Source organism: Paractinoplanes aksuensis (assembly GCF_024137025.1).
Taxonomy (GTDB): Bacteria; Actinomycetota; Actinomycetes; order Mycobacteriales; family Micromonosporaceae; genus Actinoplanes; species Actinoplanes aksuensis.
On sequence record NZ_JAMYJR010000028.1, the window covers coordinates 215,854 to 240,110 of the forward strand.

20 protein-coding genes and 1 pseudogene are annotated in these 24,257 nt (G+C 73.0%); 13 read left to right on the top strand and 8 right to left on the bottom strand.

Going from position 1 to position 24,257, the window contains the following annotated elements; genetic code table 11:
• Nucleotide 1 precedes the first annotated feature (1 nt).
• From M1L60_RS26100 to M1L60_RS26115, 4 genes are all read left to right on the top strand, one after another.
• The gene (locus M1L60_RS26100) at nucleotides 2–991 is read left to right on the top strand and encodes an amidohydrolase family protein (RefSeq protein ID WP_253240152.1); all 990 of its coding nucleotides are present in this window, start codon (nucleotides 2–4) and stop codon (nucleotides 989–991) included.
• A 128-nt stretch (nucleotides 992–1,119) separates the two neighbouring features.
• Nucleotides 1,120–3,384, top strand: a complete 2,265-nt coding sequence (locus M1L60_RS26105; protein ID WP_253240153.1) for a putative bifunctional diguanylate cyclase/phosphodiesterase — start codon at nucleotides 1,120–1,122, stop codon at nucleotides 3,382–3,384.
• Between the two features lie 59 nt (nucleotides 3,385–3,443).
• Nucleotides 3,444–4,214 carry an LLM class F420-dependent oxidoreductase gene (locus M1L60_RS26110; RefSeq protein WP_253240154.1) on the top strand — a complete coding sequence of 257 codons (771 nt, stop codon included), beginning with the start codon at nucleotides 3,444–3,446 and terminating at the stop codon, nucleotides 4,212–4,214.
• 94 nt (nucleotides 4,215–4,308) lie between these two features.
• Nucleotides 4,309–5,151 carry a polysaccharide deacetylase family protein gene (locus M1L60_RS26115; RefSeq protein WP_253240155.1) on the top strand — a complete coding sequence of 281 codons (843 nt, stop codon included), beginning with the start codon at nucleotides 4,309–4,311 and terminating at the stop codon, nucleotides 5,149–5,151.
• Here the strand turns inward: M1L60_RS26115 and M1L60_RS26120 are convergent.
• Complete coding sequence (locus M1L60_RS26120) at nucleotides 5,091–6,008, bottom strand: DUF6301 family protein (protein WP_253240156.1); 918 nt, start codon at nucleotides 6,006–6,008, stop codon at nucleotides 5,091–5,093. The genes M1L60_RS26115 and M1L60_RS26120 overlap by 61 nt on opposite strands.
• Before the next feature lie 30 nt (nucleotides 6,009–6,038).
• Entirely contained in the window at nucleotides 6,039–6,905 is an 867-nt protein-coding gene (locus tag M1L60_RS26125; RefSeq protein ID WP_253240157.1) for a helix-turn-helix domain-containing protein, read from the bottom strand.
• Nucleotides 6,906–7,009: 104 nt separating this feature from the next.
• Here M1L60_RS26125 and M1L60_RS26130 point away from each other — a divergent pair, with 104 nt between their 5' ends.
• From M1L60_RS26130 to M1L60_RS26150, 5 genes are read left to right on the top strand one after another with little or no spacing between them, the layout of a single operon-like run.
• Nucleotides 7,010–7,696: an SDR family NAD(P)-dependent oxidoreductase gene (locus M1L60_RS26130; RefSeq protein WP_253240158.1), complete on the top strand. Its 687-nt coding sequence runs from the start codon at nucleotides 7,010–7,012 to the stop codon at nucleotides 7,694–7,696.
• A gap of 27 nt (nucleotides 7,697–7,723) precedes the next feature.
• Entirely contained in the window at nucleotides 7,724–8,170 is a 447-nt protein-coding gene (locus M1L60_RS26135) for an OsmC family protein (protein WP_253240159.1), read from the top strand.
• A 26-nt stretch (nucleotides 8,171–8,196) separates the two neighbouring features.
• Nucleotides 8,197–9,261 (top strand): magnesium and cobalt transport protein CorA, encoded by a 1,065-nt coding sequence (locus tag M1L60_RS26140; protein ID WP_253240160.1) that lies wholly within the window; start codon nucleotides 8,197–8,199, stop codon nucleotides 9,259–9,261.
• Nucleotides 9,252–10,133 carry a serine/threonine-protein kinase gene (locus M1L60_RS26145; RefSeq protein WP_256517109.1) on the top strand — a complete coding sequence of 294 codons (882 nt, stop codon included), beginning with the start codon at nucleotides 9,252–9,254 and terminating at the stop codon, nucleotides 10,131–10,133. The genes M1L60_RS26140 and M1L60_RS26145 overlap by 10 nt, the downstream gene beginning before the upstream one ends.
• Nucleotides 10,091–10,417: a hypothetical protein gene (locus M1L60_RS26150; RefSeq protein WP_253240162.1), complete on the top strand. Its 327-nt coding sequence runs from the start codon at nucleotides 10,091–10,093 to the stop codon at nucleotides 10,415–10,417. Before M1L60_RS26145 ends, M1L60_RS26150 begins: the two co-directional genes overlap by 43 nt.
• Before the next feature lie 106 nt (nucleotides 10,418–10,523).
• Here the strand turns inward: M1L60_RS26150 and M1L60_RS26155 are convergent, their stop codons facing one another.
• From M1L60_RS26155 to M1L60_RS26180, 6 genes are all read right to left on the bottom strand, one after another.
• Entirely contained in the window at nucleotides 10,524–13,532 is a 3,009-nt protein-coding gene (locus M1L60_RS26155) for an FtsX-like permease family protein (RefSeq protein ID WP_253240163.1), read from the bottom strand.
• The gene (locus M1L60_RS26160) at nucleotides 13,529–16,453 is read right to left on the bottom strand and encodes an ABC transporter permease (protein WP_253240164.1); all 2,925 of its coding nucleotides are present in this window, start codon (nucleotides 16,451–16,453) and stop codon (nucleotides 13,529–13,531) included. Before M1L60_RS26160 ends, M1L60_RS26155 begins: the two co-directional genes overlap by 4 nt.
• Nucleotides 16,454–16,568: 115 nt before the next feature.
• Entirely contained in the window at nucleotides 16,569–16,904 is a 336-nt protein-coding gene (locus M1L60_RS26165) for a hypothetical protein (protein WP_253240165.1), read from the bottom strand.
• A 202-nt stretch (nucleotides 16,905–17,106) separates the two neighbouring features.
• Nucleotides 17,107–18,108: a hypothetical protein gene (locus M1L60_RS26170; protein WP_253240166.1), complete on the bottom strand. Its 1,002-nt coding sequence runs from the start codon at nucleotides 18,106–18,108 to the stop codon at nucleotides 17,107–17,109.
• 66 nt (nucleotides 18,109–18,174) lie between these two features.
• Nucleotides 18,175–18,834 carry a response regulator transcription factor gene (locus tag M1L60_RS26175; protein ID WP_253240167.1) on the bottom strand — a complete coding sequence of 220 codons (660 nt, stop codon included), beginning with the start codon at nucleotides 18,832–18,834 and terminating at the stop codon, nucleotides 18,175–18,177.
• The gene (locus M1L60_RS26180) at nucleotides 18,831–20,366 is read right to left on the bottom strand and encodes a sensor histidine kinase (RefSeq protein WP_253240168.1); all 1,536 of its coding nucleotides are present in this window, start codon (nucleotides 20,364–20,366) and stop codon (nucleotides 18,831–18,833) included. The genes M1L60_RS26175 and M1L60_RS26180 overlap by 4 nt, the downstream gene beginning before the upstream one ends.
• A gap of 140 nt (nucleotides 20,367–20,506) precedes the next feature.
• Between M1L60_RS26180 and M1L60_RS26185 the strand changes: the two genes are divergently transcribed.
• The 4 genes and pseudogenes from M1L60_RS26185 (at nucleotide 20,507) to M1L60_RS26200 (ending at nucleotide 24,257) form a co-directional block, all read left to right on the top strand.
• A complete protein-coding gene (locus M1L60_RS26185; RefSeq protein WP_253240169.1) occupies nucleotides 20,507–21,532 on the top strand; it encodes a peptidoglycan-binding protein in 1,026 nt (341 codons plus the stop codon).
• Nucleotides 21,533–21,558: 26 nt separating this feature from the next.
• Nucleotides 21,559–22,182, top strand: a pseudogene (locus tag M1L60_RS26190) (ABC transporter ATP-binding protein); the annotation flags it as partial.
• A 251-nt stretch (nucleotides 22,183–22,433) separates the two neighbouring features.
• A complete protein-coding gene (locus tag M1L60_RS26195; protein WP_253240203.1) occupies nucleotides 22,434–23,594 on the top strand; it encodes an ABC transporter permease in 1,161 nt (386 codons plus the stop codon).
• Nucleotides 23,595–23,702: 108 nt separating this feature from the next.
• The gene (locus M1L60_RS26200) at nucleotides 23,703–24,257 is read left to right on the top strand and encodes a hypothetical protein (protein ID WP_253240170.1); all 555 of its coding nucleotides are present in this window, start codon (nucleotides 23,703–23,705) and stop codon (nucleotides 24,255–24,257) included.

Genomic DNA, 24,257 nt, shown 5'->3' on the forward strand with positions numbered 1-24,257 from the left:
CTTGACCATCGACGTCCACACGCACGTCGTGCCGAAGGGCTGGCCGGATCTCGAAGTCGCGTGCGGCGGCACCGGCTGGCCCTGGCTCCGGATCGAGTCCGAGCGCGAAGCGATGATCATGATCCGCGACACCGAGTTCCGGCGGGTCGACTCCTCGGCCTGGGACCCGTCGGTCCGCCGGGCCGACATGGATCTCGACGGGATCGAACGCCAGGTCGTGTCGCCGACGCCGGTCTTCTTCGGCTACGACCGCACGCCCGCTCAGGCGGTGGCATTGGCGCAGATCTTCAACGACCTCACGCTGTCGATGGTTGACGGCGATTCGCGATTTGTGCCATTTTGTCAGGTTCCGTTGCAGGATCCGGCGGCTGCGTGTGCCGAGCTCGACCGGTCTCTCGCAGCCGGCCATGTCGGCGTCGAGATCGGCAATCACGTCGGCGACCAGGACCTCGACGCGGCTGGGATCGTGGAGTTCCTGCAGCACTGCGCGGCCGTGGGGGCGCCTGTCTTCGTGCACCCGTGGGACATGCCCGACGGCCCGCGCCTCGACCGCTGGATGGCGCGCTGGCTCACCGGCATGCCGGCCGAGACCCACCTGTCGGCGCTGGCGCTGATCCTGGGCGGCGTGCTCGACCAGGTGCCGGACACGCTGCGGCTGTGCTTCGCCCACGGCGGGGGCAGCTTCCCGTACTGGCTGGGCCGGGCCGACAACGCCTGGCACCGGCGCGGCGACCTCGTGCGGGGACGCTCGACCCGGCCGCCCAGCGAGTACACCGACCGCCTCTACGTCGACTCCGTGGTGTTCAGCGAGCCCGCGCTGCGGTTGCTGGTCGACACCATGGGCGAGGACCGGGTGGTGGTCGGCAGCGACTACCCCTACCCGCTGGGCGAGCGCCCGGCCGGGAACGTCGTCCGCACGGCCTCGTTCCTCACCCCGGCCCAGCGACAGAAACTGCTCACGGACAACGCGAACCGCTACCTGTACGGCTAAGGCGTGTTTCATAACTGGGGTCGGCCTGCGGCGAGGTCCAGTTATGAAACACGCCTTAGGTCTGTTTGCTCCCGGCTCGCAACGGTGATCGGCCGCAGCCCCGGCGGGTTGCGGCCGATCGGATGGCCATGGCACAACTGCGAGCACGTTCGTCCCGGCTGCTGACGGCCGCCGTGTGGGGTTCCGGCGCCCTGCTCGGGGTGCTCCTCCTGGTCCAGTGCTTCAGCGAATGGAGTGGCGACGTCCAGGAGCGGATGTCCAACGATCTGGCCTACCTGCCGGTCACGGTGCTGTCCGCGGTGCTGGCCGGACGCGTGGTGCGCAAGCCCGGACTGGAGCGCCGCGAGCGACGGGCGTGGACGCTGCTCATGGTGTCGTTCCTCTTCCAGGTCGTGGCCCACTGCGTGTCGATGGCTCAGAACTTCGTGCCCGGGCTGCCGACCTACCCCAGCCTCGCCGACTATCTGTACGCGGTGGGACTCTCGTTCGTCGTCGCCGGCGTGCTCATGCTGCCGGTCGGGCGGCGGACCGGCGCCGAGCGGGTCAAGCTTCTGATCGACTCGCTGATCGTCGTGGCCGGCGCCTGCATGGCTCTCTGGTACCTCGAGATCGGTCCCATCGTGCACATGGGCGGGGCCGACCCGGTCGTGCTGGTGTTCTCGACTGCCGTGCCCGTGCTCGACCTGCTGCTCGTCTTCGCGCTCATCACCGTGCTGCTGCGCCGCGCGCAGGCCGGGGCCGTGGTGGGCCTGCTGGCCGGGTCAATGGCGGTCAAGGTGGTGGCCGACAGCGCCTTCACCATCGCGTACGTGCAGTTCGGGGTGTTCTTCAAGCCCGGCAGCTGGCCCTACGCGCTGTGGGCCACGGCCGCCTTCCTGGCCCTGCTGGCGACCCGCCGCCGGCTGCTTCAGGACCAGCTCACCGAAGTCGAGCGGCCCGGCCGCGGCCGGCTGGGGTGGCTGCCGTACGTCGCTGTCGTGCTCGCGTACGGTCTGCTGGCCTTCGTCGCCCGCGAGCAGTCGCTGTACCCGCTGGGCGGCATGATCTTCGGCGCCATCGCGTTGACCGCCCTGGTCATCGTGCGGCAGATGTTCGCCCAGCAGGAGAACCGCCGCCTGGCCGTGACCGACCCGCTCACCGGCCTGTCCAACCGCGCCCTCATCACCGAGCGCCTGACCGAGGTGACCCGGCAGCCGGTGCGCGAGGGGCGGCACAGCGCCGTCCTGCTGATCGACCTCGACCACTTCAAGCCGATCAACGACGCGCACGGCCACGAGGCCGGCGACGCCGTGCTCAAGGCGGTCGCGACGGCGCTGCGCGCGGTCATCCGCTCCGGCGACACGGCCGGCCGGCTCGGCGGCGACGAGTTCGCCGTCGTGCTGCCCGCGCTGCCCAACCGCCAGGTCGCCGAGAGCATCGCCCAGCGCCTGGTCGACGCCCTGCGCACGCCGGTCATCTTCGGCGACGTGCTGCTGAACGTCGAGGCCAGCATCGGCGTCGCGTTCCGTGACGAGACGACCACCGACGGCGCGCGGCTGCTGGCTCACGCCGACACGGCCATGTACGCGGCCAAGCGCTCCGGCCGCGGCCAGTACCGCGTGTACTCCCCGGAGCTGGACACCCAGGCCCGCGACGCCGAGCTGCGGGCGGCCGTGGCCAACAACGAGCTCGTGGTCCACTTCCAGCCGGTCGTCGACCTGAGCGGCGGTGGGAACATGGCGGTCGAGGCGCTGGTGCGCTGGAACCACCCGACCCGGGGCCTGCTGATGCCGGGTGCCTTCATCGAGCTGGCCGAGGAGACCGGCGCCGTGATCCCGATGGGCGAGTGGGTGCTGCGCGAGGCGTGCCGCCAGGCCGCCGACTGGCCGGAGCCGGTGTGGCTGAGCGTCAACCTGTCGGCGCGGCAGGTCATGCAGGCCGGCCTGGTCGACACCATCCGCGGCATCCTCGACGAGACCGGCTTCCGGGCCGACCGTCTGTCGCTGGAGCTGACCGAGAGCGTGGTGCTGCAACCCGACGAGCACACCGTGGCCCGCCTGAGCGAGCTGCGCGCGATGGGCATCGGCCTCTCGGTCGACGACTTCGGCACCGGCTACGCGGCGCTGAGCTACCTGCGGGCCCTGCCGGTCAGCGTCCTCAAGATCGACCGCTCCTTCGTCACCGGCATCGACACCGACCCCGAGGCGTACGCGGTGGCCGAGGCCGTGGTCCGCCTGGCCCAGGCCTACAAGCTGCACGTGGTGGCCGAGGGCATCGAGACCGCCGAGCAGGCCGCCTGCCTGGTCGAGATGGGCTGCACCTACGGCCAGGGCTACCACTTCGCCCGCCCGATGCCCGGCGACGCCCTGACCGACTGGCTGGCGGCCGTCACACCGGTGCCCGCGGCCGGCTGAGCACGCCCACCGACGAGGCTTGCCGAGCGCGACGGCATCGGCAGGCCTAGGCTTCGATCATGACTTCCAGGCCGGTCCGGATCGGGCTGCAACTTCAGCCCCAGCACATGGACTACGACACCATCCGCCGCACCGCCGCCGAGGCCGAGGACCTGGGCGCCGACATCCTGTTCAACTGGGACCACTTCTATCCGCTCTACGGCGAGCCGGACGGGCTGCACTTCGAGTGCTGGACGATGCTGGCCGCCTGGGCCGAGCAGACCAGCCGGGTCGAGATCGGCGCCCTGGTCACCTGTAACAGCTACCGCAACCCGGACCTGCTGGCCGACATGGCCCGCACGGTCGACCACATCAGTGGCGGCCGGCTCATCCTGGGCATCGGCTCGGGCTGGTTCGAGCGTGACTACAACGAGTACGGCTACGAGTTCGGCACGGCCGGCGGCCGCCTCGACGCGCTGGCCGAGGCGCTGCCCCGCATCGAATCCCGCTGGGCCAAGCTGAACCCGGCTCCGACCCGCAAGATCCCGACCCTGATCGGCGGCGGCGGCGAGAAGAAGACGCTGCGCCTGGTGGCCAAGCACGCCGACATCTGGCACAGCTTCGCCGACGCCGAGACCCTGGAACACAAGCTGGGCGTGCTGCGCGGCCACTGCGAGACGATCGGCCGCGACCCGTCCGAGATCGAGGTGTCGGTGGTCGGCAAGCCCGACAGCCGCGACCGCATGCACGAACTGGGAGCCCGCCTGTTCACCGTCAGCACCGGCGGCCCGCAGCCCGACCTCACCGAACTGCGCGACATGCTGGCCTGGCGCGACAAGACCAACGGCTGACAACCGCTCTTACTTCCGGCCGATAGTGACGGCCGCCGGAACCTGTCCGGTGGCCGACGCGGGAAGTGTTCATGATCAACCAGGCTGCTGCGTCATGGTCGACCGACGGGCGCTGCTGCGCGGATCGCTGTTCACGATGGCCGGGGCGGCCACCGCTTTTGCCGGGGCCGAGCCGGTCCGGCACTGGCTGGGGTGGGATCGGCCGCCGCTGGGTGGTGGGTACGCGTCGGCGGCCGACAACCTGGACGCGGTGGCGCACGGCGGGGTGCAGATCCACTACTTCCGGCGTACGGAAGAGAAGTTGGTCGCGCTGACGTTCGATGACGGGCCGTTGCCGGAGTACACGCCTCAGTTTCTCGACGTGCTCGACGAGGCTCGGGTGCCGGCCACCTTCTTCGTGGTCGGGCGGCACCTCGACGAGCATGCGGGGCTCGTGCGGCAGCGGTTCGGGCGGCACGAGGTGGGCAACCATTCGTGGTCGCACGACGACCTGGCCACCCTCGACCTGGCCGGCGCCCGGCGGGAGCTCGAGCGCACCCACGACGCCATCAAGCGGCACCTCGGCCGCGAAGCGACCCTCATGCGGCCCCCGTACGGGCATCTCGGTGGGTCGACCGTGCTGGCCGCCGACTCGATGGGTTACGACATCGCGCTGTGGTCGCATCAGATGCGTGAGCGCCGGTACGCCGGTGACCCCACCGCACAGGCCCAGGATCTGATCGACACTGTACGTCCGGGGGCGATCGTGCTGGCCCACGACGCTGGGGACAAGCGCCGCCTGGTCGCGCTGAACGCCCTGCCCGCAATGATCTGCGCCCTGCAGGAGAAGGGCTACCGCTTCGTGACTGTCTCGGAGCTCCTGGCCGACGGTCCCGATCAGGCCAGGGGCACGCGGAACCCGGAAATCGCGCTCAGCCGGACCGGGTTCCGGACGTAGCACTCGTGGCGCAGCCCGGCCGGTGAGGTGATTCCCCAGTCGCGGAAGGTGTCGACGGTGATCTGGGCGACCCGCGAGCCGCTGTCCGGTCCCAGGGGCAGCGTCGGGTAGGTGGTGTACTCGGTCGTGTTGTACACGAGCGAGTACACGGTGACACCGTCGGCGTTGAACCCGCCTGCCACGGCATGGTCGCCCGTCGCCTCGGAGATCTCCCAGCCCACGTGGGGCACGTGGTCGATCAGAGTAGGCACGTCCGAGGCCAGCGAGACGAACAGGTCGCGCAGGCTCGACTCGAACTCGTCCCAGGTCGTGGCCGGCCCGGCCTCATAGATCATCATGCCGTCCAGCGACTTGGCCGCGGCGCTGTTCACGTCGGGCTCGGCGTTCCAGAGGTGGGCGGGCCGCCAGCCCGGGAGGTACTCCGCGTTCTTGTACTCCTCCTCCTCGGCCGGCTCGGTCGGCTCCACCCGCAGGGTGACCGACGAGCGCCGGAGGTTGCGTTCCAACCGCACCCGTGGACGGCGCCAGAACGTCCACGCGTCCGGGCCGCCGACCATCGCCGGCGGTCCGAGCACGGCGACAACGGCAGCCAGGGTGGCTGCGTGCAGTTCCGCCAGCGCCTCGGGGGCGCAGGTCTCGGACACCTCGAGATCGGTCTGCTCGCCGAAGCCGAACTCGTCCTGGCCGTAGCTGATCTTCATGGACCGCGCCTTCAGCGGGCCACCCGTCTCGAGAGGCAGGCTGTACTCGCCGTCCTGGACGGACCACCCGGCGGCGCCGGCGATCCGCTCGATGTCGGCCCGCGACCACGCCCCGAAGTCCTGACCGACGAGCATCCCCGCAATGTTCTGGATCATGGCGACGATGGTAGTGAGGACGATGGATCGTCACTGTCCCGTCGTGGTCCTGACCTCGGGCGCGGAGCTGTGGGCGGGCAGACCGGCCGAGGCCAGCAGGGCCAGCTTGTCGGCGTCGCTGGAGCCGGCGTCGGGGTGAAGGACGACCAGCATCAGGCTCTCGGCCCCGGCGATGGTCAGCCTCTCCCGGTTGAGGGTCAGCTCGCCGACCTGCGGGTGCTCCAGCCGGATCGGGGTGCCGTGCTGGCCGCGTACCTCGTGACGGGCCCACAACTGCCGGAAGCGGGGGCTGGCCAGCGACAGCTCACCGGTGATCTCGATGAACCGCGGGTCGTCGGTGTCGGTGCCCACGGCCTGCCGCAGGTTGGCCACGAAGCATTCCGTGACGTTCTTCCACTCCGGGTACAGCGCCTGCTCGTTCGGGTCGAGGAACAGGTCGAGCAGCTGGTTGCTGCCCGCCGCGATGCGCGGGGAGAGCGCCCGGGCCAGCCGGTTCGAGGCCAGGATGTCGAAATAGCGGTCCTCGATGAAGGCCGGCTGCACCAGCGAGTCGAGCAGTTTGAGTACGCCCGCCGGCGGCGTCTCGCGACGGCGGGGCCGCCGCCGGCGCTGCCGGGTCGCCTCGCCGACCAGCGACAGCAGGTGGGCCAGGTGGTCGTCGTCGAGCCGGAGCACCCGCGCGATCGACTCGAGCACCTGGGCCGACGGGTTGCGGTCGCGGCCGCGTTCGAGCCGCAGGTAGTAGTCGGCGCTGATGCCGGCCAGCATCGCGACCTCCTCGCGCCGCAGCCCCGGCACCCGCCGCACGCCGACCTCGGGGATGCCCGCCTGCTCGGGCGTCACCAGCTCGCGCCGGGCCCGCAGGAAGGCCCCGAGGGCGTTGGTCGTCTCGTTCACGGATCCAGCGTAGGTCGGCGTCCCGCGAACAGAGGGGGTCCTGCGACACCCCAGGCTGAAGAGGGCTCTGCCTGCCGGCCCGGGCCCGAGCGAACCTCGGTGACATGACCATCACACTGATCACCGGGGCCAACAAGGGCATCGGTTTCGAGACCGCCCGGCAGCTTCTGGACCTGGGCCACACCGTCTATGTGGGGGCCCGGGACGCCGTACGGGGTGAGAAGGCCGCCGCCGATCTCGGCGCCCGCTTCGTCCAGCTCGACGTGACCGACGACGACTCGGTGCGGGCGGCGCTGGCGACGGTCGGCGCCGACGAGGGCCGCCTCGACGTGCTGGTGCACAACGCGGGCATCCTGGCCGCCGGCGACCTCGACGGCCCGGCCGCCCTGCGCGCGTTCGACACCAACGCGGTGAGCGTCGTGCGGGTCACCGAGGCCGCGCTGCCCCTGTTGCGCGAGTCCGCCAACCCCACGGTCGTCACCGTCTCGAGCAGCATGGGCTCGTTCTGGGCCGTGACCAACCCCGAGCGTCCCGAGTACGGCCTGCCGCTGGCCCTCTACGCGGCGTCCAAGGCGGCCGCCACCATGCTCACCGTCCAGTACGCCAAGGCCCACCCGGGCATCCGGTTCAACGCGGTCGAGCCGGGCGCCACCGCGACCGACATGACCGCCGCCTTCGGCATCGGCCGCCCGGTGGCCGAGAGCGCCCGCGTCGTGGTCGGCCTGGCCACCCTCGGCCCGGACGGCCCGACCGGCACCCTGCGGGACGAGAACGGGGTGCTGCCCTGGTGACGCCCGGGGGCGCGTAGCGTCGCGGCCATGAGCCACGAGAACCAGCGGTCGGTCGAGATCGAGCGGACCGGCGAGGGCGCGTACGACGTCCGGAACGTCCGCGGTGGGGTCATTCCCCTGGGCACGGGCGACGACGAGCGGTTCACGCCGGTCGAGCTGCTGCTCGCGGCGATCGGCGGGTGCTCGGGGATCGACGTCGACGTGGTGACCAGCCGCAAGGGCGAGCCCGAGCGGTTCCTGATCCGGGTCCGGGGCGACAAGGTGCGGACCGCGGACGGCGAGAACCGGCTCGAAAACCTGGAGGTCGAGTTCGACCTCGCGTTCCCGCCCGGGGAAGCGGGCGACCGGGCGCGGGCCGTCGTGCCCCGGGTGATCCGGCAGTCGCACGACAAGCTGTGCACCGTCACCCGAACCGTCGAGGCGGGCACGCCGGTCTCGACGTTCCAGACCGGCGCCGTCACCTCGCCGCAGTAGGCTCCCGGCCGGGGGTGGAGGCAATCGTGGACGGGCGACGCACCTGGCAGCCGCCGCGGCCGGTCGTGCGGGGCCGGGCCGACCACACCGCGATCGTGGGCTGCGAGCTCTACGTCGACGGGGTGGCCGTCGAGAGCCCCGGCCCGGCCGCCGACCTGGCCGGGCTCTACGAGCGGGCGTGCGAGCACGAGGGCGCCTTCGTGTGGCTCGGGCTGCACGAGCCGACCGAGGCCGCGCTGACCCGGGTGGCCGAGGTGTTCGGGCTGCATCCGCTGGCCGTCGAGGACATCCTGCACCGGGAGCAGCGGGTCAAGATCGAGCGGTACGAGGATGTCTTCTTCCTCGTTGTCCGGGCCGCCCAGTACGTCGAGCACGAGCGGGTCACCGCCACCAGCGAGATCGTCAGCACGGGGTTCGTCCGGCTCTTCGTCGGCCCGAACTTCGTCATCACCGTCCGCCAGGGCACGGTCATGGAGCTCAGCTCGCTGCGGGCCGACCTCAGCCGGGACGCGCGGGCGCTGGCCCAGGGCCCGTGGTCGGTGGTGCACGCGATCCTCGACCGGCTCGTGGATGCGTACGTCGACATCGCGGCGGCCCTGCAGCTCGACATCGAACTGACCGAGGCGGCCGTGTTCGCCCCTGGCACACCGGTCACTGTCGAACAGGTCTACCAGCTCAAACGCCAGCTGATGAAGTTCAAGGCGGCGGTGCTGCCGCTGCAGCGCCCGCTGGCCGCGCTGACCGGCAAGCAGTTCGCCGACCTGCCGAAAGAGATCCGCCGCTACTTCAGCGACGTCGCCGACCACCACATCGCCGCGGTCGAACAGGTGGTCGCGTTCGACGACGTGCTGAACGCGCTGCTGCAGGCCCGCCTGGCCCAGCTCACCGTCGAGCAGAACAACGACCTGCGCAAGATCGCATCGTGGGCGGCCATCGCGGCCCTGCCGACCGCGATCGCCGGCATCTACGGCATGAACTTCACCCACATGCCCGAGCTGACCTCCCGCTACGGCTACCCGACGGTCCTGCTGCTCGTGCTGGTCAGCGCGTTCGCCCTGCACCGGGTGCTGCGCCGCGCCGGCTGGCTGTAGGTCAGCGGGTCCGAGGCGATCACCCCGGGGTCCTCGCCGCCGACTCCGAGAGCGACGCCCCCTACCTGGTCGTGGAATACGTCGACGGCCCCAGCCTGCAAGAGATGATCGACGAGCGCGGCCCGATGTCGCCCGGAGATCTGCACAGCGTGGCGGTCGGCGTCGCGACTGCCCTCACCGCGATCCACGGCGCCGGCGTCATCCATCGCGACCTGAAACCGGCCAATGTGCTGCTTTCGCTCGGTCTGCCCAAGGTGATCGACTTCGGTATCGCCCGGGCCCTCGGGGGCATCACGCAGCACACCCGGCCGGGCCAGTGGATGGGCACTGTCGACTACATGGCGCCCGAACGGCTCGACCCGAGCGTCGGTCCCGACTCACCGGCGGCCGACATCTTCGCCTGGGGTGCCGTGATCGCGTTCGCCGGCACCGGCCGCGTCCCGTTCGGCGGCGACACCCCGGTGGCGGCCATGGCTCGGGTACTCACGAAACCGCCGCACCTGTCCGGCCATCCGGCCTCGCTGGTCGCCGCGGCCCTCGACAAGGACCCCCGAAAGCGGCCGACCGCGAACGAGCTGCTGCAACGGCTTCTCCTCGTGCAGACGCCGGAGCTGCTCACTGTCGACACCCCGAGCCCGATTGCGGCCGGGAGCTCGGCGTCGCCCGTGGAACCGGTCCTGCCCGCCTTACGGGACCACCGGGAGACCGGTCGCTTCGGCGCCCGTGACCTGCTGGAACAGATCATCGCCGAGAGCCCGCCGCAGGCGCCGCGCGTGGTGGCGCCGAGGTCACCGTCAACGTCAGCCTGGTCGGCCATGACTCCTGCGCCATGGTGTGGTTCCGCCACCACGAGACCCACGGCTACCAGCTGACCGCCTGTGCTGACACCCTCGAGCTGGAGGAGCGGAACGGCGCGGTGCTGACCTCGATCGGCCGCACGTCCGCGGTCCCGCTGACGCCGAACGCGCCCCACGCCCTGACCGTCACGATCAGCGGCACCCACGCCACCGTCGCGGTCGACAACAACACGGCCGTGCAGGCGTCCGTCGCCAACCCCGGCCTGACCTCCGGGCGGGTCCAGCTCGGCGTCACCAACGACGACCCGGTCACTGCGGCCGAGGTGTCGTTCGCCGGCGTGGAGGTGCGAACCGGCTGATCGACCCCCAGGCGTACTCGACCGGGTTGGGGACGGCCGGAGGCGCGTACTGCGGTCGGTACCGCGCCGGCTCGGAACAGCGTCGCCGCCGGCCGGACGGCGCCGGTCAGGCCGGCCGTCGTGGCCGGGAAGGTCCAGGTCCGGTCCGGCGCAGGGTGCGGTGACCGGCCAGCCCGGCCACGACGGCGAGCAGCGCGGCGGAGCCGAGACTGGTGGCCACGACGACCGGCAGCCGGGGTGCCTGCGCGGTCGACAGGCTGGACGGTTCGAGGCCGGCCAGGGGCAGCGCCCAGCCGGTGAGCCACCAGCCGCCCAGGGCCACGCCGATCCCGGCCGTCGCCGCCACCGCCACCAGCGCCGGGTAGGTCCACAGGGTCGCCTGCCGGACGGCGGCCCGGGTCAGGCCCTGGTTCCGCAGGGCGGACAGGTCCTCGACCCGGCGGTTCCGGTCGACCGTGGCGGCCAGCACGAGCGTCCCCGCGGCGAGGACTGTGGCCAGCCCGGCGACCATCCCGTAGAACACCATGGCGATGGCCGGCCCCTGTTCGTCGAGGCTCCGGCGTACCTGATCGGCCCGGGTCTCCCCGACCACGGTGACCCCGTGCGCGGCGAGCTGGTCGCCGAGGTCCGCCGGCGCGTGCGCGTTGAGCCACACCATCGGCTCGGTGCTGGGCAAGCCGTCGGCGGCGAGCCGGTCGGCGTAGTCCAGGTCGGCCAGGATCGCGGGCGAACCGGCGCCGGGCACGACCGGCACCGGCAGCCGCACGACGACCGGCACGTTCCGGTGGTCGAGCCCCTCGAAGCCGCGCAGGGCCGCGATCCCGGCCGTGGCCACGGGCAGCGGATAGGGGGTGGTGACCGGTTGCACGAGCAGGCCGTCGGTCGTCTCGGCCAGCGAGGCCACCTTGATCAGCAGCCCGTCGCCGGCCGTGCCGATCGTGCCGCCCTCGGAGGCCCGCCAGCGCTCGGGCGTGGCCAGAACGCCGGCGCCGGTCAGCCGATGCACGGCGATGGTCCCACCGGCGTCGATCGTGCCTTGGCCGCCGGTGATCCGCAGGGTGTTCAGCGTGCACCCGCGGGCGCAGGCCGGTACCGGACGCTGATACTGGTGACGGCCGGGACGCAGCTCGCCGAACTCGACCCGTTGGTCCTCGCCGCCGTTGCGCGGCGACAGGATCGCGGTCAGGGTGACGTACTTGCCGGGCTCGAAGGTCGCGGTGACCTCGGCCGAGATCCGTACGCCGTCGAACGCCGGCGGCGGCGGCGCGTCCGGCCGCAGCGCTTCCCGGACGGCCGACGGCGCCGGGCCCTCCCGCGGCCACTCGGCCACCGCGCCCAGGCGGGTGGTGTCGACCGCGACCGCCACCGGGCCGCCGTCCACGCCCGGGAGCCGGACCGCGGCCAGGGCGAACGATCCGGACGGGTCGACCGCGCGCACCGCGGCCAGCAGGTTCTGGCGGCTGGTGGGCGCGAGGTGCAGCACCCGGGCCGCGCCGGTGCCTGTGAAAGCCTCGGTGGCCCGGCCCCGGGCGGCCACGTCGATGGCGGCCGCGGCATAACCGGTGACCGCCACGGCCGCGGTGACCAGGGCGAACAGGCGGATCGCGCCCGGCCGCCGGGACAGCTGGAAACCGGCCAGGGCGACTCCGAGCCGGCCCCGGCGCAGGGCTTGACGGCTCCCGATCGCGGCCAGCGGCACGAGCAGGCGGGCCGCGACCTGTGCGCCCGCGACCAGGACGAGCGCCGCGGCCGCGGTGCCGACCCCGCGCAGTTGACCGGACAGTTGCAGCACGGCCACCGCGGCCAGGGCGACGACGACCAGTTCGGCCGCGACCGCCCGGGCGATGCCGGGCACCCGGGGCGCCCGGCGCAGCAACTCGGCAACCGGGGCCGACACCTGCCGGCGCTCGGCGAACAGCGCGGTCAGCACGGCCGCCCCGGCCGCCACCGGCGCCCAGCGCAGCGAGCCGAGCCCGAAGTCGCTGCCCACGTCCGGGAACCGCCAGGCCGCCAACGCGTCGACCAGCACCTGACCGGCGACGCAGCCGGCCAGCGACCCGGCCAGGATCGCGAGGACGTTCTCGCCGGTGGCCAGCGCCCACCGCTGCCCCCAGCGGGCGCCGCGCAGGGCGACGACGGCCAGCTCGGGCCGGCGGCCCTCGGTGCTGTAGAGGACGGCGAGATAGATGGTCAGGCAGGCCAGCAGGACCAGCGCGATCGCGAGCACCGGCACGATCTGGTGCGCGGCCGCCTGGCCGGCGTCGATCCGGGTCAGCGTCGCGGGCAGGCGGCCGCGCAGGTCGACGGCGCCCCCGGCCCGGGCCACCTCGGCCCGCAGGTCGTCGATTCCGTCCCGTACGGCGGGCAGGCGGTCGACGGCGAGGGCGCCCGGCCCGGCGTACGCGTCCAGGGTGGCCTCGACCTGGCCGTGGTCCATGGCCGCCATCGTGGCGCCGGAGATGAACGCGACCTCGTCGAGCCCCCGCTCGGTGCCGGGCCGGAAGTAGCCGTTGTCGCCCCAGAAGGCGTCCCGCGGCTCGGGCACCCGGTAGAAACCGGCGATCACCAAACGCTTGGGCGCACCTTCGGGGACATAGCGAGGTGGCATTTCCTTGTACAGGGCGAAGCTCAGTTCGATCGGTTCGCCCGGGGCGACCCCGAGGCGCCGGCCGGTCTTCTCGCCGAGGACGATGTCCGACTCGCCGGCCAGGCACCGGCCGGCCGTCATCACCAGGTGGTCGCAGACGCGCTGGCGGTGCACCACACGAGTGCTGACCCCCTCGACCGGCTCGAGGCCGACCGTCCGGTACTCGACCGAGTGGATGTGGTCAAAACCCGGCAGGTCCAGCAGGACGGACCCGTCCCGTTCCAGGTCCGGCCCGGGCGGCTCGGCACCGGGCTCGAGGGAGCGCCGATCGACCTGGCGGGCCACGACGCTGACGGTGAGATCCTCCGGGAGCGCCGTCCGGATCTGCCCGGCGGCGACGGCTCGGTCGGCCGTGCGCAGATAGGCCGGCGCGGCCACGGCCGCGGCCACCCCGAACAGGGCGAGCAGGGCCAGCGTGACGGCCTGGCCGCGCCGGGCCCACACCATGGCCAGGACGAGGCCGATCATCGCAGTCCCGCCCGCAGCCGGCGCGCCGAGAACCAGGCCGCGGCGCCGAAGAAGATCACCGAGGTCAGCGCCGCGATGGCCGGCGCGGCCGGGGTGAGCGGGTCCGGTGGCGCGATCACCGCCCAGCCGTCGGGGAACGGCGGCGCGGCGACGGCGGCGACCGGGCCGGCGACCAGCGCCGCCGCGACCCCGCCGAGCAGTCCGGCGACCGCCAGGGTGGCCGCCCCGGCATAGGCCGTGCTCAGCGCGACCCGGCGGGCCAGACCCTGCACCCGCAGCGTATGCAGGTGTTCGAGCTGCGGTTTCCGGTCGACCGCGGCCCCGAGCGCGTACAGGGCCGCCGCCAGCAGCACGGCGGTGAGCGCGGTGAACAGGGCGAGCGAGCCGGTGACGACGGATCCTTCGGCGGCCAGTTCGGCCGTCCGGCCCGCGGCAGTGCGGTCATCGAGCACGGGGAGCCCGAGGGCGTCGACCACGGCCGCGGGCGCGTCGCCGGTCAGCCAGACCTGCAGGGTGCCGCCCTGGTCGCTGTCCCCGGCGATCCGGCGCGCGGAGTCGAGGTCGGTCAGCACGCCGCGGCCGATCACGGGAAGCACGGTGGGCCGGCCGACCACGCGGACCGGGGTGGCCGGGTCGCCGAAGCGGTTCAGCGCGGCGTCGTCGAAGCTCCAGGCGCCAGGGGCCGGGCCCGCGAGGACGATCGGCAACGGCAGATCCGAGTCGACCGCGGCGACCTGGCCCGCCCCGCCCGGTCCGGTGGCCAGGACGAGCCCGGCCGGGCTCGTGGTCAGGCCCGCCGCCGGTCGGCTGAAGTCGCCGCGCCAGTGCGCCATGTCGCCCAGCCGGGCCCGGTCCAGCACCGTGCGGACCGGGTTGTGCTGGGCCAGCCCGGCGATGGTGACCGCGCCGGACCCGCCCGAGAGCTCCCAGCCGACAAAACGGCAGCCGGGCGCGGCCCGGCAGGCCGGCACCGCGGCCGACGCGGTACCCGGGCCGGGCCGCAGATCGCGGAACTCGACCCGGACGCTCTGCCCGGTCCGCTCGTGTTGCAACACGGCGCCGAGCACGCTGGTCGCCCGGCGCGCGCTGCTGACCCGCACGGTGAGCCGGTCGCCGGTGACCAGCGGCAGCGCGCTCGGCGGGCCGGCGGGCAGCGCGGTCACCGGGCCGTACTCGGACCGCCAGGTCGCCACCCGGGCCAGCCGGCCGCTGTCGACGGCCAGCACGGGCGGAACAGCCGCGGTGTCGACGACGGCGGCCATGGCGTACCGCCCGGCCGGGTCGGCCGCGCGAACCGCGTGCAGAAGCTCGGTGCGCGAGGCCGCGGCCACGGTCAGCACGCGTGGCGCGCCCAGCTCGACGTCGGCCCGGACGACCCGCTCGGTGTGCCCGGCGGCGGCGGTGCCGACCGTCAGCGCCAGATTGGCCACCGCCAGCACCAGCAGGGCGAACACTCGATCGTGGCCGGGCCGGCGGGAGAGCGTGGTGGTGATCAGTCCGAGCCGGATCCGGCCCGCCCGCAGCGCCACAGCGCCTGTCCGGTCGGCCAACCCGCGCAACAGCCGGGCCAGCACGAGGCCGACGGAGAGGGCGACCAGCGCGGGCGCGGCCAGGCCGAGGCCGCCGCCACCCGTACGGGCCTGGAGGACCGCGCCCGCCGTCAGGGCCAGCAGGGCCAGGTCGACCACGACGGACCGCCAGTCACGCCGGGCCGACGGCACCGTTCGCAGCAGTTTGACGACCGGCGCCCGTTGGGCCAGCGCGTCCCCGGCCAACAGGATCAGCAGGCCGACACCCACGGTGGCCAGCACCGAGCCGCCCGACAGCAGCAGGGCGAGCCACCACTCGGCCCGGACCGGCAACCGGCCCGCCAACGGCCAAGCCACCAGGAAGCCGGCCACCCAGCCGAGGAGGGAGCCGGCCGCCAGCGGCAGCAGATGGTGACCCAGCGCGAGCCGCAGCACCCCGGCCAGGCCACCGCCGCGCAGCTTGACCAGGGCCGCGTCCGCGCGCCGGTCGCGGCCGGTCAGGCGGCCGGCCAGGCCGATCGCGAACCAGGCCAGCACGATCAGCTGACCGGCGGCGACCGCCACGGCCCGGGCGACGGCGACCTTCTGCTCCCGCACCCGGTCCACCAGCGCGCCGGTGGGCGCGGTCAGGTCGAGCTGGGCCGCCGCGAGCCGGGGACCGGCCGTGTTGACCACGCCGTTGAGGTCGTAGCCGCCGTCGCCACGCAACAGCGGAGCCGGCACCTCGACGCTCCACGAGAGGATCTGGCGGCCCAGCGACGGCTCGCTGAACGTGGTCAGCGGGGTGAAGAACGGATCGAGCGACGCCTGGGCCCGGAACAGCGGGTCGCTCCAGTAGGCGCCGACCGGGTCGATCGGCTCGTAGATCCCGGCCACCCGGAACGGCAGCGGCGTGATCGACGTCGCCGACCGGGCCTGGAAGCGGTCACCCGGGGCGAGTCCGAGCCGGCGCGCGGAGTCGGCGCTGACGGCGGCCTCGCCCGGGCCGGCCGGACACGAGCCGGTCAGCCGTACGTGCGCGCAGAATCCGTCGCGGTAAGCCACCGGCAGGTCGGAGCCGGCATCGGGTTTGCCGGGATAGACGAACGACATGGCGGCCACAGCGCCGATGACCGGTGTGGCCGCCGGGATCGGCAACTGCGTACCCACCGTGGCGGCGAACGCGTCGAGGCGGCCACGGGGGTCGCTGCCGGCGGTGGTGGCCTGTCGCACCGTGATGACGCGCTGCTCGATCGGGGCCGAGGCCACCTCGTGACCGGCCGACCGGGACGCCACAGCCAGGCCGTACCACACCGCGCAGCCGGCCACGGTGGCCAGCAGGGCGGCCAGGACGGCGACGAACGTGGTCGGGCCGGACCGCTGCCGGACGGCGTTCAACGCTACGAAGTACATCCACGTCCGTTCGCTCCGCTGGAATCCGGCACAGTAGACGGATCAAATGACTTTCGAGTGAGTCCGGGGCAGCAAAGGGCCGGCCGGGTCACCCGGCCGGCCTTCGGAGCGGTGCTTACTCCGTACGGAAGGACTGGAACTCGCCCGGGCGGATGCTGCGCAGCGTGCCCAGTGAGGCCGGCCGGTCGCTGCAGTCGGCGCTGCGGTAGGCGAGGACGTTGGTCAGGCCGCTCCACCCGACCAGGAGGTCGGCCCGGGCCGGCACGGCCTGGCAGGAGCTGTCGGGCTGGGGGAAGTTCGCGACGAACGTGGGGGACTGGCGGTTGTAGACGTAGAAGCTGAGTCCGCTCTGGACGTCGGCCGGGGCCGCGGCGGCGGGGGTGGCCGCGACGGTGCCGAAAGCGGCCACGGCGGCCAGGCCCACGGACAGGCGGACGGCAGTCTTGCGCATCGAGTTCTCCTTGGGGATGGGGAATCGGGTGCAGGCCGAACAAACTCGGACAGCACTTGTCCGACTCGATGATCATACCTTCAATCAATTGTCGATAGGCGATAGCGATGTGGCTATTACCACCAGCCCAACGGTGAACCGTCAGGGGAGATGAGCTGTAATGGCCGTGCCGCCGCCCGCGGAGGTTCGACCGGGTCCAACGTCAGGATGGCGGCTGACGCTTACCGCGCAGGGCCTGGAGCAGGAACCAGGCGCCGCCGAGGGCGGCCGGGAGGGCGATCAGGTAGGCGGCCCACCACACGCCGTCCTGCTGCCAGCCGATGAAGGCGCGGACCGCGATGCCGAGACCGACCAGCAGGCTGATGATCTGGGCGGGCCGGGTGCGCCAGAACGGATCCTTGCGGGCCGGCTCGCCCTCCTGGATCCGGTGGGCGTATTCCTCGACCGATCCGAGATCCGCCGTACGACCGGAGCCGGCCAGCTGGGCGCGGGCCGTCCGGGTCAGTTCGGCCGCGCGGTCCGGGGCCAGGTCGTAGCGGCCGATCAGCAGGCCGTTCAAGCGCTCGAACCAGTCGTCGGCCGTGGCCGGGGCCGGGATCCGGGACGCGGGGCCGGTCGGCTTCTTCGGCTCCCGCATCTGCAGGCCGAGCAGGATCGCGGCCACCACCACGACGGCCACCACCGGGATCGGGAACAGGTGCTCGCGGGGCAGGGTCGTGAACGCCGTCGCCGCCGCCAGCACCAGCACCGGCAGCGCGGCCCAGGCGTACTTGACCAGGTGGGGCCGGCCCGAGGCGCGGACCGCCCTCGGCACCGCGCCGGCCCAGAACAGCGTCAGCGCCAGCAGCACGGTGCCGGTCAGGCCGGCGGCCGTGGCCGGGAACGTCCACGTGCGGTCGATCGCCGCGAACAGCGGCACCGCCAGGAGCACCAGCAGGTTCACCACGAAGATCTGGCCGCTGAGGTAGTCGCCGGGGGTCATGCCCTCGCGGTCGACCATCTCGCGCACCTCGGCCGGTTGCTCGGCCGCGGCCCGGACGGCGAATTCGCGGGGGTCGCCGTACGCCTCGAACGGGCTCTGCCCGGTGCGCTCGCAGTGGGCCCGTACATCCTCGATGATCGGGTTGGCCGTGTGGTAGCCGATGCCCTGGTCGCCGAGCGCGATCCGAGCCGGTAGTTCCCAGGTCTCGAAAGTCGTGGTCATGCCCGAAAGTGTGGCCGCGGGCGGGGTTCCGGCACGTCTGCCGACCGGCCGAACGGGCCTGCAACTTTAGTTGTCGAGCAGGCCGGTGCGCTGGGCCAGCATGGCCGCCTGGACCCGGTTCTCGCAGCCCAGCTTGGCGAACACGTGATAGACGTGCGTCTTCACCGTGCCCTCGCTGACGAACAGCTGCTTGCCGATCTCGGCGTTGGACAGGCCCTGGGCCAGCCGGATCAGCACCTCCCGCTCGCGCTCGCTGAGCTGGTCGACCTTGAGCTGGTCCTCGGTGGGCCGGGTGGGCGGGGCGGGCAGCCGGTCGAGCACCTGCCGGGTGATCTTCGGGGACAGGTACGCGTTGCCGGCCGCGGCGGCGCGGATCGCGTACTCGAGCTCGTCCGCCGCCGACTCCTTGAGCAGGAACCCGGCCGCGCCCTGGGCCAGCGCCTGGGCCACGTACTCGTCCTGGCCGAAGGTGGTCAGCACGACGATCCGGACCTCGGGCACCAGGCGGCGGATCTCGCGCAGCGCGGCCAGCCCGTCGAGGACGGGCATCTGGATGTCGAGCAGGGCCACGTCGGGCCGGTGCTTGAGGGTCAGGTCGATCGCGGCCCGGCCGTCGGTGGCCTGCGCGATCAGCTCGATGCCGGCGGCCGGGCGCAGGATGGCGTCGATCGCCGTGCGGATCAGCGAGTCGTCGTCGGCCAGCAGCACCCGCAACGGTTCGGTCATGACGTCGGCTCCCGGATGATCTGTTTGTCGCTCAGCATGCCGTCGCGGAAGCAGAAGCGGTAACGCAACTCGCCGTCCTCGCCGCGGACCTGGTCGAAGATGGACGCCTGATAGTCGACGCAGGCGGCGTCCGCGGCGGGGGTCCCGGCGTCGGGGTCGGGCAGGGTTTCCCGTACGGCGTGTTCGGGCGCCCCGATCCGGGCCGCGTCGTACGTCTCGCGGTCGACGGTGGCGAAGGCCGAGATCAGCCACATTCCCACCCCGCACAGGGCCAGGAAGACGGCGATCGACAACGCCGTGGCCACGAGCACGAACCGGGACCGGCGGCGGTGCCGGTCGATCACGTCGGCGAAGTCGGGCCCGGCCGGCGGCGGCGGGTTCTCGACCGGGGCCGGGGCGGCGCCCTCGCCCAGGTGGGGCAGGGTGGCCGCGACCCGGAAGCCGCCGTCCGGCGTCGGCCCGTGATAGAGCATGCCGCCCGCCACCCGCACCCGTTCGGCCAGTCCGAGCAGCCCCTGTTTGCTGGTCGTCCGCACCACCGGCAGCCCGGCCGTGTTGGTCACGGCGGCGATCAGCGCGTCCGGCTCGTACCGCAGCCGCAGCGTGATCGCGCCGCCCTGGGCGTGGCGCAACGCGTTGGTCAGTCCCTCCTGGATGACCCGGTAGGCCGCGTGCTCGGTCAGCGACGCCTCGGGGCGGGGCTCACCCTCGCGGAGCAGCTCGACCCGGGCCCCCGACGACCGGGCCTGCTCGGCCAGCTCGTCCAGGCCGGTCAACGGGCGTACGAGGGACTGGGGGTCGTCCTGACCGAGCAGACCGAGGATCTGGCGCAGTTCGGTCATCGCGGCCGACGACGTCTTGCGGACCAGGTCGGCCGTCTCGTCGGGGTCCTCGGCGGTCCGCATCATCGAGGAGTACAGCGAGATCAGGGTGAGCTTGTGCCCGAGCGAGTCGTGCATGTCGCGGGCGATCCGGGCCCGTTCGCGGGCCTGGGCCTGCCGGGCGATCTCGCTCTGCTGGCTGTGCAGCTGCACGTTGCGCCCGTGCATGGCGGCGAGCAGCACCCGCCGTCGCCGGACCAGCCGGGCCACCCCGGCCGGCAGCACCGCCAGCAGCGCGAACAGCAGCGTGGTGAGCAGGGTCCACTCCAGGGTCAGCGGCTCTTCCCACAGGAACGAGAGCACGTAACCGACCCAGGCTGCGGCCAGCCCGGCCCCGACCTGCCACCAGTGGGCGACCCGATAGGCCAGGGAAGCGCTCAGCACCAGCAGCAGCATGCTGCTCGGCCCACCGGTGCCCAGCCCGACCAGCGCCGCGGCCACGTAGCCGATCAACGGGTGGGTCAGGCGCAGCAGCAACAGCACCGGGGTGGTCAGCCCGACCAGCCACGGCGCCGCCGGATACCAGCCGACCAGGGCCGACGGCACCACCGCCGCCACCGTCACCAGCGCCACCAGGGCGACCTCGTAGGCCAGCCGCCACCGCTCGGTGAGGCCGGCCTGCCGGCGCCACCGAGCCACGTTCGTCCGCATCCGGCCAGCCTGCCCGGGATCGGGGCCGGCGGCGTCAGCGGTTCGGGAGATCTCGATGGGCCCGTCCTCCCACGAAAGTCTGACAGTCGCTCGACAATCTACTGACGGCCCGCTGACGACTGCTCGGCATCGTGGCCGGCATGCGACGAATGATCCTGCTCCTGGCCGTCGTCACGGCGGCCGGGTGTACGGCGGAAGGCCCGCCCCGGTCGGAGCCGTCCGCCGCCGCGGTGGCGACTGTGGCCGTCGAGCGCACCGACCTCAGCACCGCCCGCACCCTGCCCGGGACGCTCGGTTACGGCGTGCCCCGGACGATCCGGGCCGCCGGGGGCACGGTGACCTGGCTGCCCCGGACCGGCGCCACCGTCAAGCGGGGCGGAACGCTGTACCGCAACGACGACCAGCCGGTGATCCTGCTCTACGGGTCGACGCCGCTGTTCCGCCCGCTCGCGGCGGCCGGGCTGACCGGGCGCGACGTCCGCGTGCTGGTCGACAACCTGCGCGCGCTGGGCTACCGCACCGGTGACCAGCCGCGCCGCAAACGGTCGGGCGACGCCGTGCTCACCGCCGGTGTCGTCGCCGCGGTCAAGAAATGGCAGGGCGACGAGGGCCGCCCGGTCACCGGCGCCGTCGACCCGGCCGACGTCGTGGTGCTGCCGGGCGCCGTACGGGTGAGCCAGCTCGGCGCGCAGGTCGGCGACCCGGCAGCCGAGGGCGTCCTGGTCGTCACCGGGCGCAAGAAGGCGGTGACCGTGCCGGTGCCCGTGGCCGATCTCGGCGCGATCCGCGTCGGCCAATCGGTGCAGGTCGAGCTGCCCGGTGGCACCCGGACCAAGGGGACAGTCGGCCGGATCGACCGCGACGCACGGGCCGACGAGGATTCCGGAAAACCGGCCCAGGTCGACGTGACCGTGACCCTGGGCGACGCCAAGGCCGTTCAGGATCTGGACTCCGCCCCGGTCGACGTGTCCTTCGCCGGACAGTCCCGGAAAGGCGTGCTCGCCGTGCCGGTCGCGGCGCTGCTGGCCCTGCGCGAGGGCGGCCACGCCGTCCAGGTCTCCGGCGGCCCGGTGATCGCGGTCGAGACCGGCATGTTCGCCATGGGACTGGTCGAGGTCAGCGGCGACGGCTTGGCCGAGGGCACCCGGGTGGTGACCGCGTCGTGACGGTCCTGGCTGTACGCGAGGTGAGCATGGTCTACGGCGGCGGCGTCACCGCCCTCGACCGGGTGTCACTCACCGTCGAGGCGGGCGAGCTGCTGGCCATCGTCGGTGCCTCCGGCTCCGGCAAGTCCACGCTGCTCAACGTCATGGGCACGCTCGACCGGCCCACCCACGGCACGGTCACCGTGCTGGGACAGGACGCGCAAGCCCTGTCCGACCGGCAACTCTCCGCATTGCGCGGCCGCACGATCGGCTTCGTCTTCCAGCAGTTCCACCTCACCGACGGTTTCACCGCGCTCGAGAACGTGGCCACCGGCCTTCTGTACGCCGGTGTGCCCCGGCGCCAGCGGCGCGGGCTCGCGGCCGAGGCCCTGGACCGGGTCGGGCTCGCCCACCGCCTCGGGCACCGGCCGCACCAGCTCTCCGGGGGCGAGAAACAGCGCGTGGCGATCGCCCGCGCCCTGGCCACCGGGCCCGCCCTGGTGCTGGCCGACGAGCCCACGGGCGCCCTCGACACCGCGACCGGGCAGGCCGTGCTGGAGCTGCTGATCCGGCTCAACGCCGAGGGCACGACGATCGCGGTCATCACCCACGACCGGGACATCGCGGCCGCCCTGCCCCGCCGCGTCGAACTACGCGACGGCCGCGTCGTCGCCGATGCGACGCAGTCGACCGCCACTGGTCCTCCGCCAGCCGCTGGGCAGTCGATCGCCGCTGGTCCTGCGCCAGCCGGTGGGAGGTCGGTTGCTGGTGGTCCTGCGCTGGGCGCTGGGCAGTCGCTCGCTGGTGGGCAGTCGCACGTCGTGGAGCACGGCGGGCAGTCGCACGTCGTGCAGCAGTCGGTCGCGGCCGGGCGGTCGTTCGGTGTGGCGCAGCCGTTCGTTGCGGGGCAGTCGTGAGGGCCGTGCGGTTGTCGCCGGCCGACGTTCTCGCCCTGGCGTTCGTGGGTCTGCGGGTGCGGCGGATGCGGGCCGCCCTGTCCGCGCTGGGCATCAGTATCGGCATCGCCACGATGGTGGTGGTCATGGGCATCCCGGCCTCCAGCGAGCGGGCCCTGGCCCGTGACCTGGCCGCCCTCGGCACCAACCTGTTGCAGGCCAGCGCGCTGCCCGACCAGCAGCCCCCGGCCGCGCTCGAGGAGCGGGCGGCCGAGATGGCGGCCCGGATCGCCCCGGTCGTCGGCGCGTCGGCGATGGCCAACACGCACGCCACGATCGCCCGCAACGAACGGGCCGACAACTCCGCGACGACCACCGTGCTGGCCAGCCGGCCCGGGATCCTGCCGTTGCTCGAGGGCCGGATCCGGGCCGGGCGCTGGTTCGACGAGCAGTTCCCCACGGTGGTGCTCGGGGCCGAGGCCGCGGACCGGCTGGGCATCACCGACCCGGCCGGCGGCCCACAGCTCTACATCGGACAGCGGTGGTTCACCGTCACCGGCATCCTCGGGCCGATCCCGCTCGCGCCCGAGATCGACCGGGCGGCCCTGGTCGGCTGGCCCGCCGCACGCCGCGAGCTCGGCTTCGACGGGCGGCCGACGGTGGTCTACGTCCGCAGCCACGAACCGGCGGTCGAGGCCGTCCGGGACGTGCTGCCCGCGACCGTGCTGCCCGCCGCGCCCGGCCTGGTGCGGGTGACCCGCCCGTCCGACGCGCTCGCGGCCCAGCGCGCGTCCGAGGCCACCTTCAGCGCGCTGTTCCTGGGCATGGCCGGGGTGGCGCTGCTCGTCGGCGGCATCGGGGTGGCCAACACCATGGTCATCTCGGTGCTGGAGCGCCGGCGCGAGATCGGGTTGCGGCGGGCCCTGGGCGCCCATCGCGGGCAGATCCGCACCCAGTTCCTGGCCGAATCGGTGGCGTTGTCGCTGCTGGGCGGCCTGACCGGGACGGCCCTGGGCGTGGCCGCGACCGTCGGTTACGCGCTGCACCAGCACTGGCCGCCCGTCGTGCCGCTGACCGCGCTGGCCGCCGGAACCGGCGGCGCACTGCTGGTCGGCGTCGTCGCCGGCGTCTACCCGTCCGTCCGGGCAGCCCGCCTCACCCCGACCGAAGCATTGGCCGCCTCGTGACCCGCCCGTGCGGGCAGCCCGTCTCGCCGCGACCGAAGAACTTGCCCGTTCGTGTGGGCAGCCCGTCTCACCCCGGCCGAAGCACTCGGCTTCTCCTGAAGGGACGTCATGCGTACCAAATTGGCTCTGGCCTTTGTTTTTGTGCTCGCCGGTTGTTCGTCGGCGCCGTCGGAAGACACTCCGTCGGTGGTCTCGTTGCAGACGCCGGGCAGCGCTCCCGTCTCGGTAGCGCCCGCGGCCCCGGTCATCCGGCCCGATACCACGGCGGCTGAGGTGCGCCGCATGCAGCAGCCGTGGATGAAATGCCTAAAAGAGAACAAGGTCCCGATGCGGACGGCCGAGGACGGGTTGCTCGACATCAGCGCCAGCGGCAACACCAACGAGACCAACGGGCGGATCATCGCCGAGACCGACCGCAAGGTGGTGGCCGCGTGCGGGAAGCTCAAACCGGTGCTGGCGCCGGAACTGGACGAGGACAAGAACCCGTACTGGGCCGACGACGACAACAACTACCACCTGTGCCTGGTCGCGGCCGGTCAGGACTTCGTCAAGAGGAACGGCGAATGGCGGCCCGGCCCGACCTGGTACACCGACCCGCAGGAGCCGGACGAGGCGCTCGAACTGCGCTGTCAGGCCGAGGCGTTCGACGGCAAGAAAGGCTGA

What these genes read in the sequence shown, in the direction of transcription:
- M1L60_RS26105 (WP_253240153.1), top strand. Translation starts at nt 1,120, where the DNA reads ATGGCACAACTGCGAGCACGTTCGTCCCGGCTGCTGACGGCCGCCGTG.
- M1L60_RS26110 (WP_253240154.1), top strand. Translation starts at nt 3,444, where the DNA reads ATGACTTCCAGGCCGGTCCGGATCGGGCTGCAACTTCAGCCCCAGCAC.
- M1L60_RS26115 (WP_253240155.1), top strand. Translation starts at nt 4,309, where the DNA reads ATGGTCGACCGACGGGCGCTGCTGCGCGGATCGCTGTTCACGATGGCC.
- M1L60_RS26120 (WP_253240156.1), bottom strand. Translation starts at nt 6,008, where the DNA reads ATGATCCAGAACATTGCGGGGATGCTCGTCGGTCAGGACTTCGGGGCG.
- M1L60_RS26130 (WP_253240158.1), top strand. Translation starts at nt 7,010, where the DNA reads ATGACCATCACACTGATCACCGGGGCCAACAAGGGCATCGGTTTCGAG.
- M1L60_RS26135 (WP_253240159.1), top strand. Translation starts at nt 7,724, where the DNA reads ATGAGCCACGAGAACCAGCGGTCGGTCGAGATCGAGCGGACCGGCGAG.
- M1L60_RS26150 (WP_253240162.1), top strand. Translation starts at nt 10,091, where the DNA reads ATGGTGTGGTTCCGCCACCACGAGACCCACGGCTACCAGCTGACCGCC.
- M1L60_RS26155 (WP_253240163.1), bottom strand. Translation starts at nt 13,532, where the DNA reads ATGATCGGCCTCGTCCTGGCCATGGTGTGGGCCCGGCGCGGCCAGGCC.
- M1L60_RS26160 (WP_253240164.1), bottom strand. Translation starts at nt 16,453, where the DNA reads ATGTACTTCGTAGCGTTGAACGCCGTCCGGCAGCGGTCCGGCCCGACC.
- M1L60_RS26165 (WP_253240165.1), bottom strand. Translation starts at nt 16,904, where the DNA reads ATGCGCAAGACTGCCGTCCGCCTGTCCGTGGGCCTGGCCGCCGTGGCC.
- M1L60_RS26170 (WP_253240166.1), bottom strand. Translation starts at nt 18,108, where the DNA reads ATGACCACGACTTTCGAGACCTGGGAACTACCGGCTCGGATCGCGCTC.
- M1L60_RS26175 (WP_253240167.1), bottom strand. Translation starts at nt 18,834, where the DNA reads ATGACCGAACCGTTGCGGGTGCTGCTGGCCGACGACGACTCGCTGATC.
- M1L60_RS26180 (WP_253240168.1), bottom strand. Translation starts at nt 20,366, where the DNA reads ATGCGGACGAACGTGGCTCGGTGGCGCCGGCAGGCCGGCCTCACCGAG.
- M1L60_RS26185 (WP_253240169.1), top strand. Translation starts at nt 20,507, where the DNA reads ATGCGACGAATGATCCTGCTCCTGGCCGTCGTCACGGCGGCCGGGTGT.
- M1L60_RS26200 (WP_253240170.1), top strand. Translation starts at nt 23,703, where the DNA reads ATGCGTACCAAATTGGCTCTGGCCTTTGTTTTTGTGCTCGCCGGTTGT.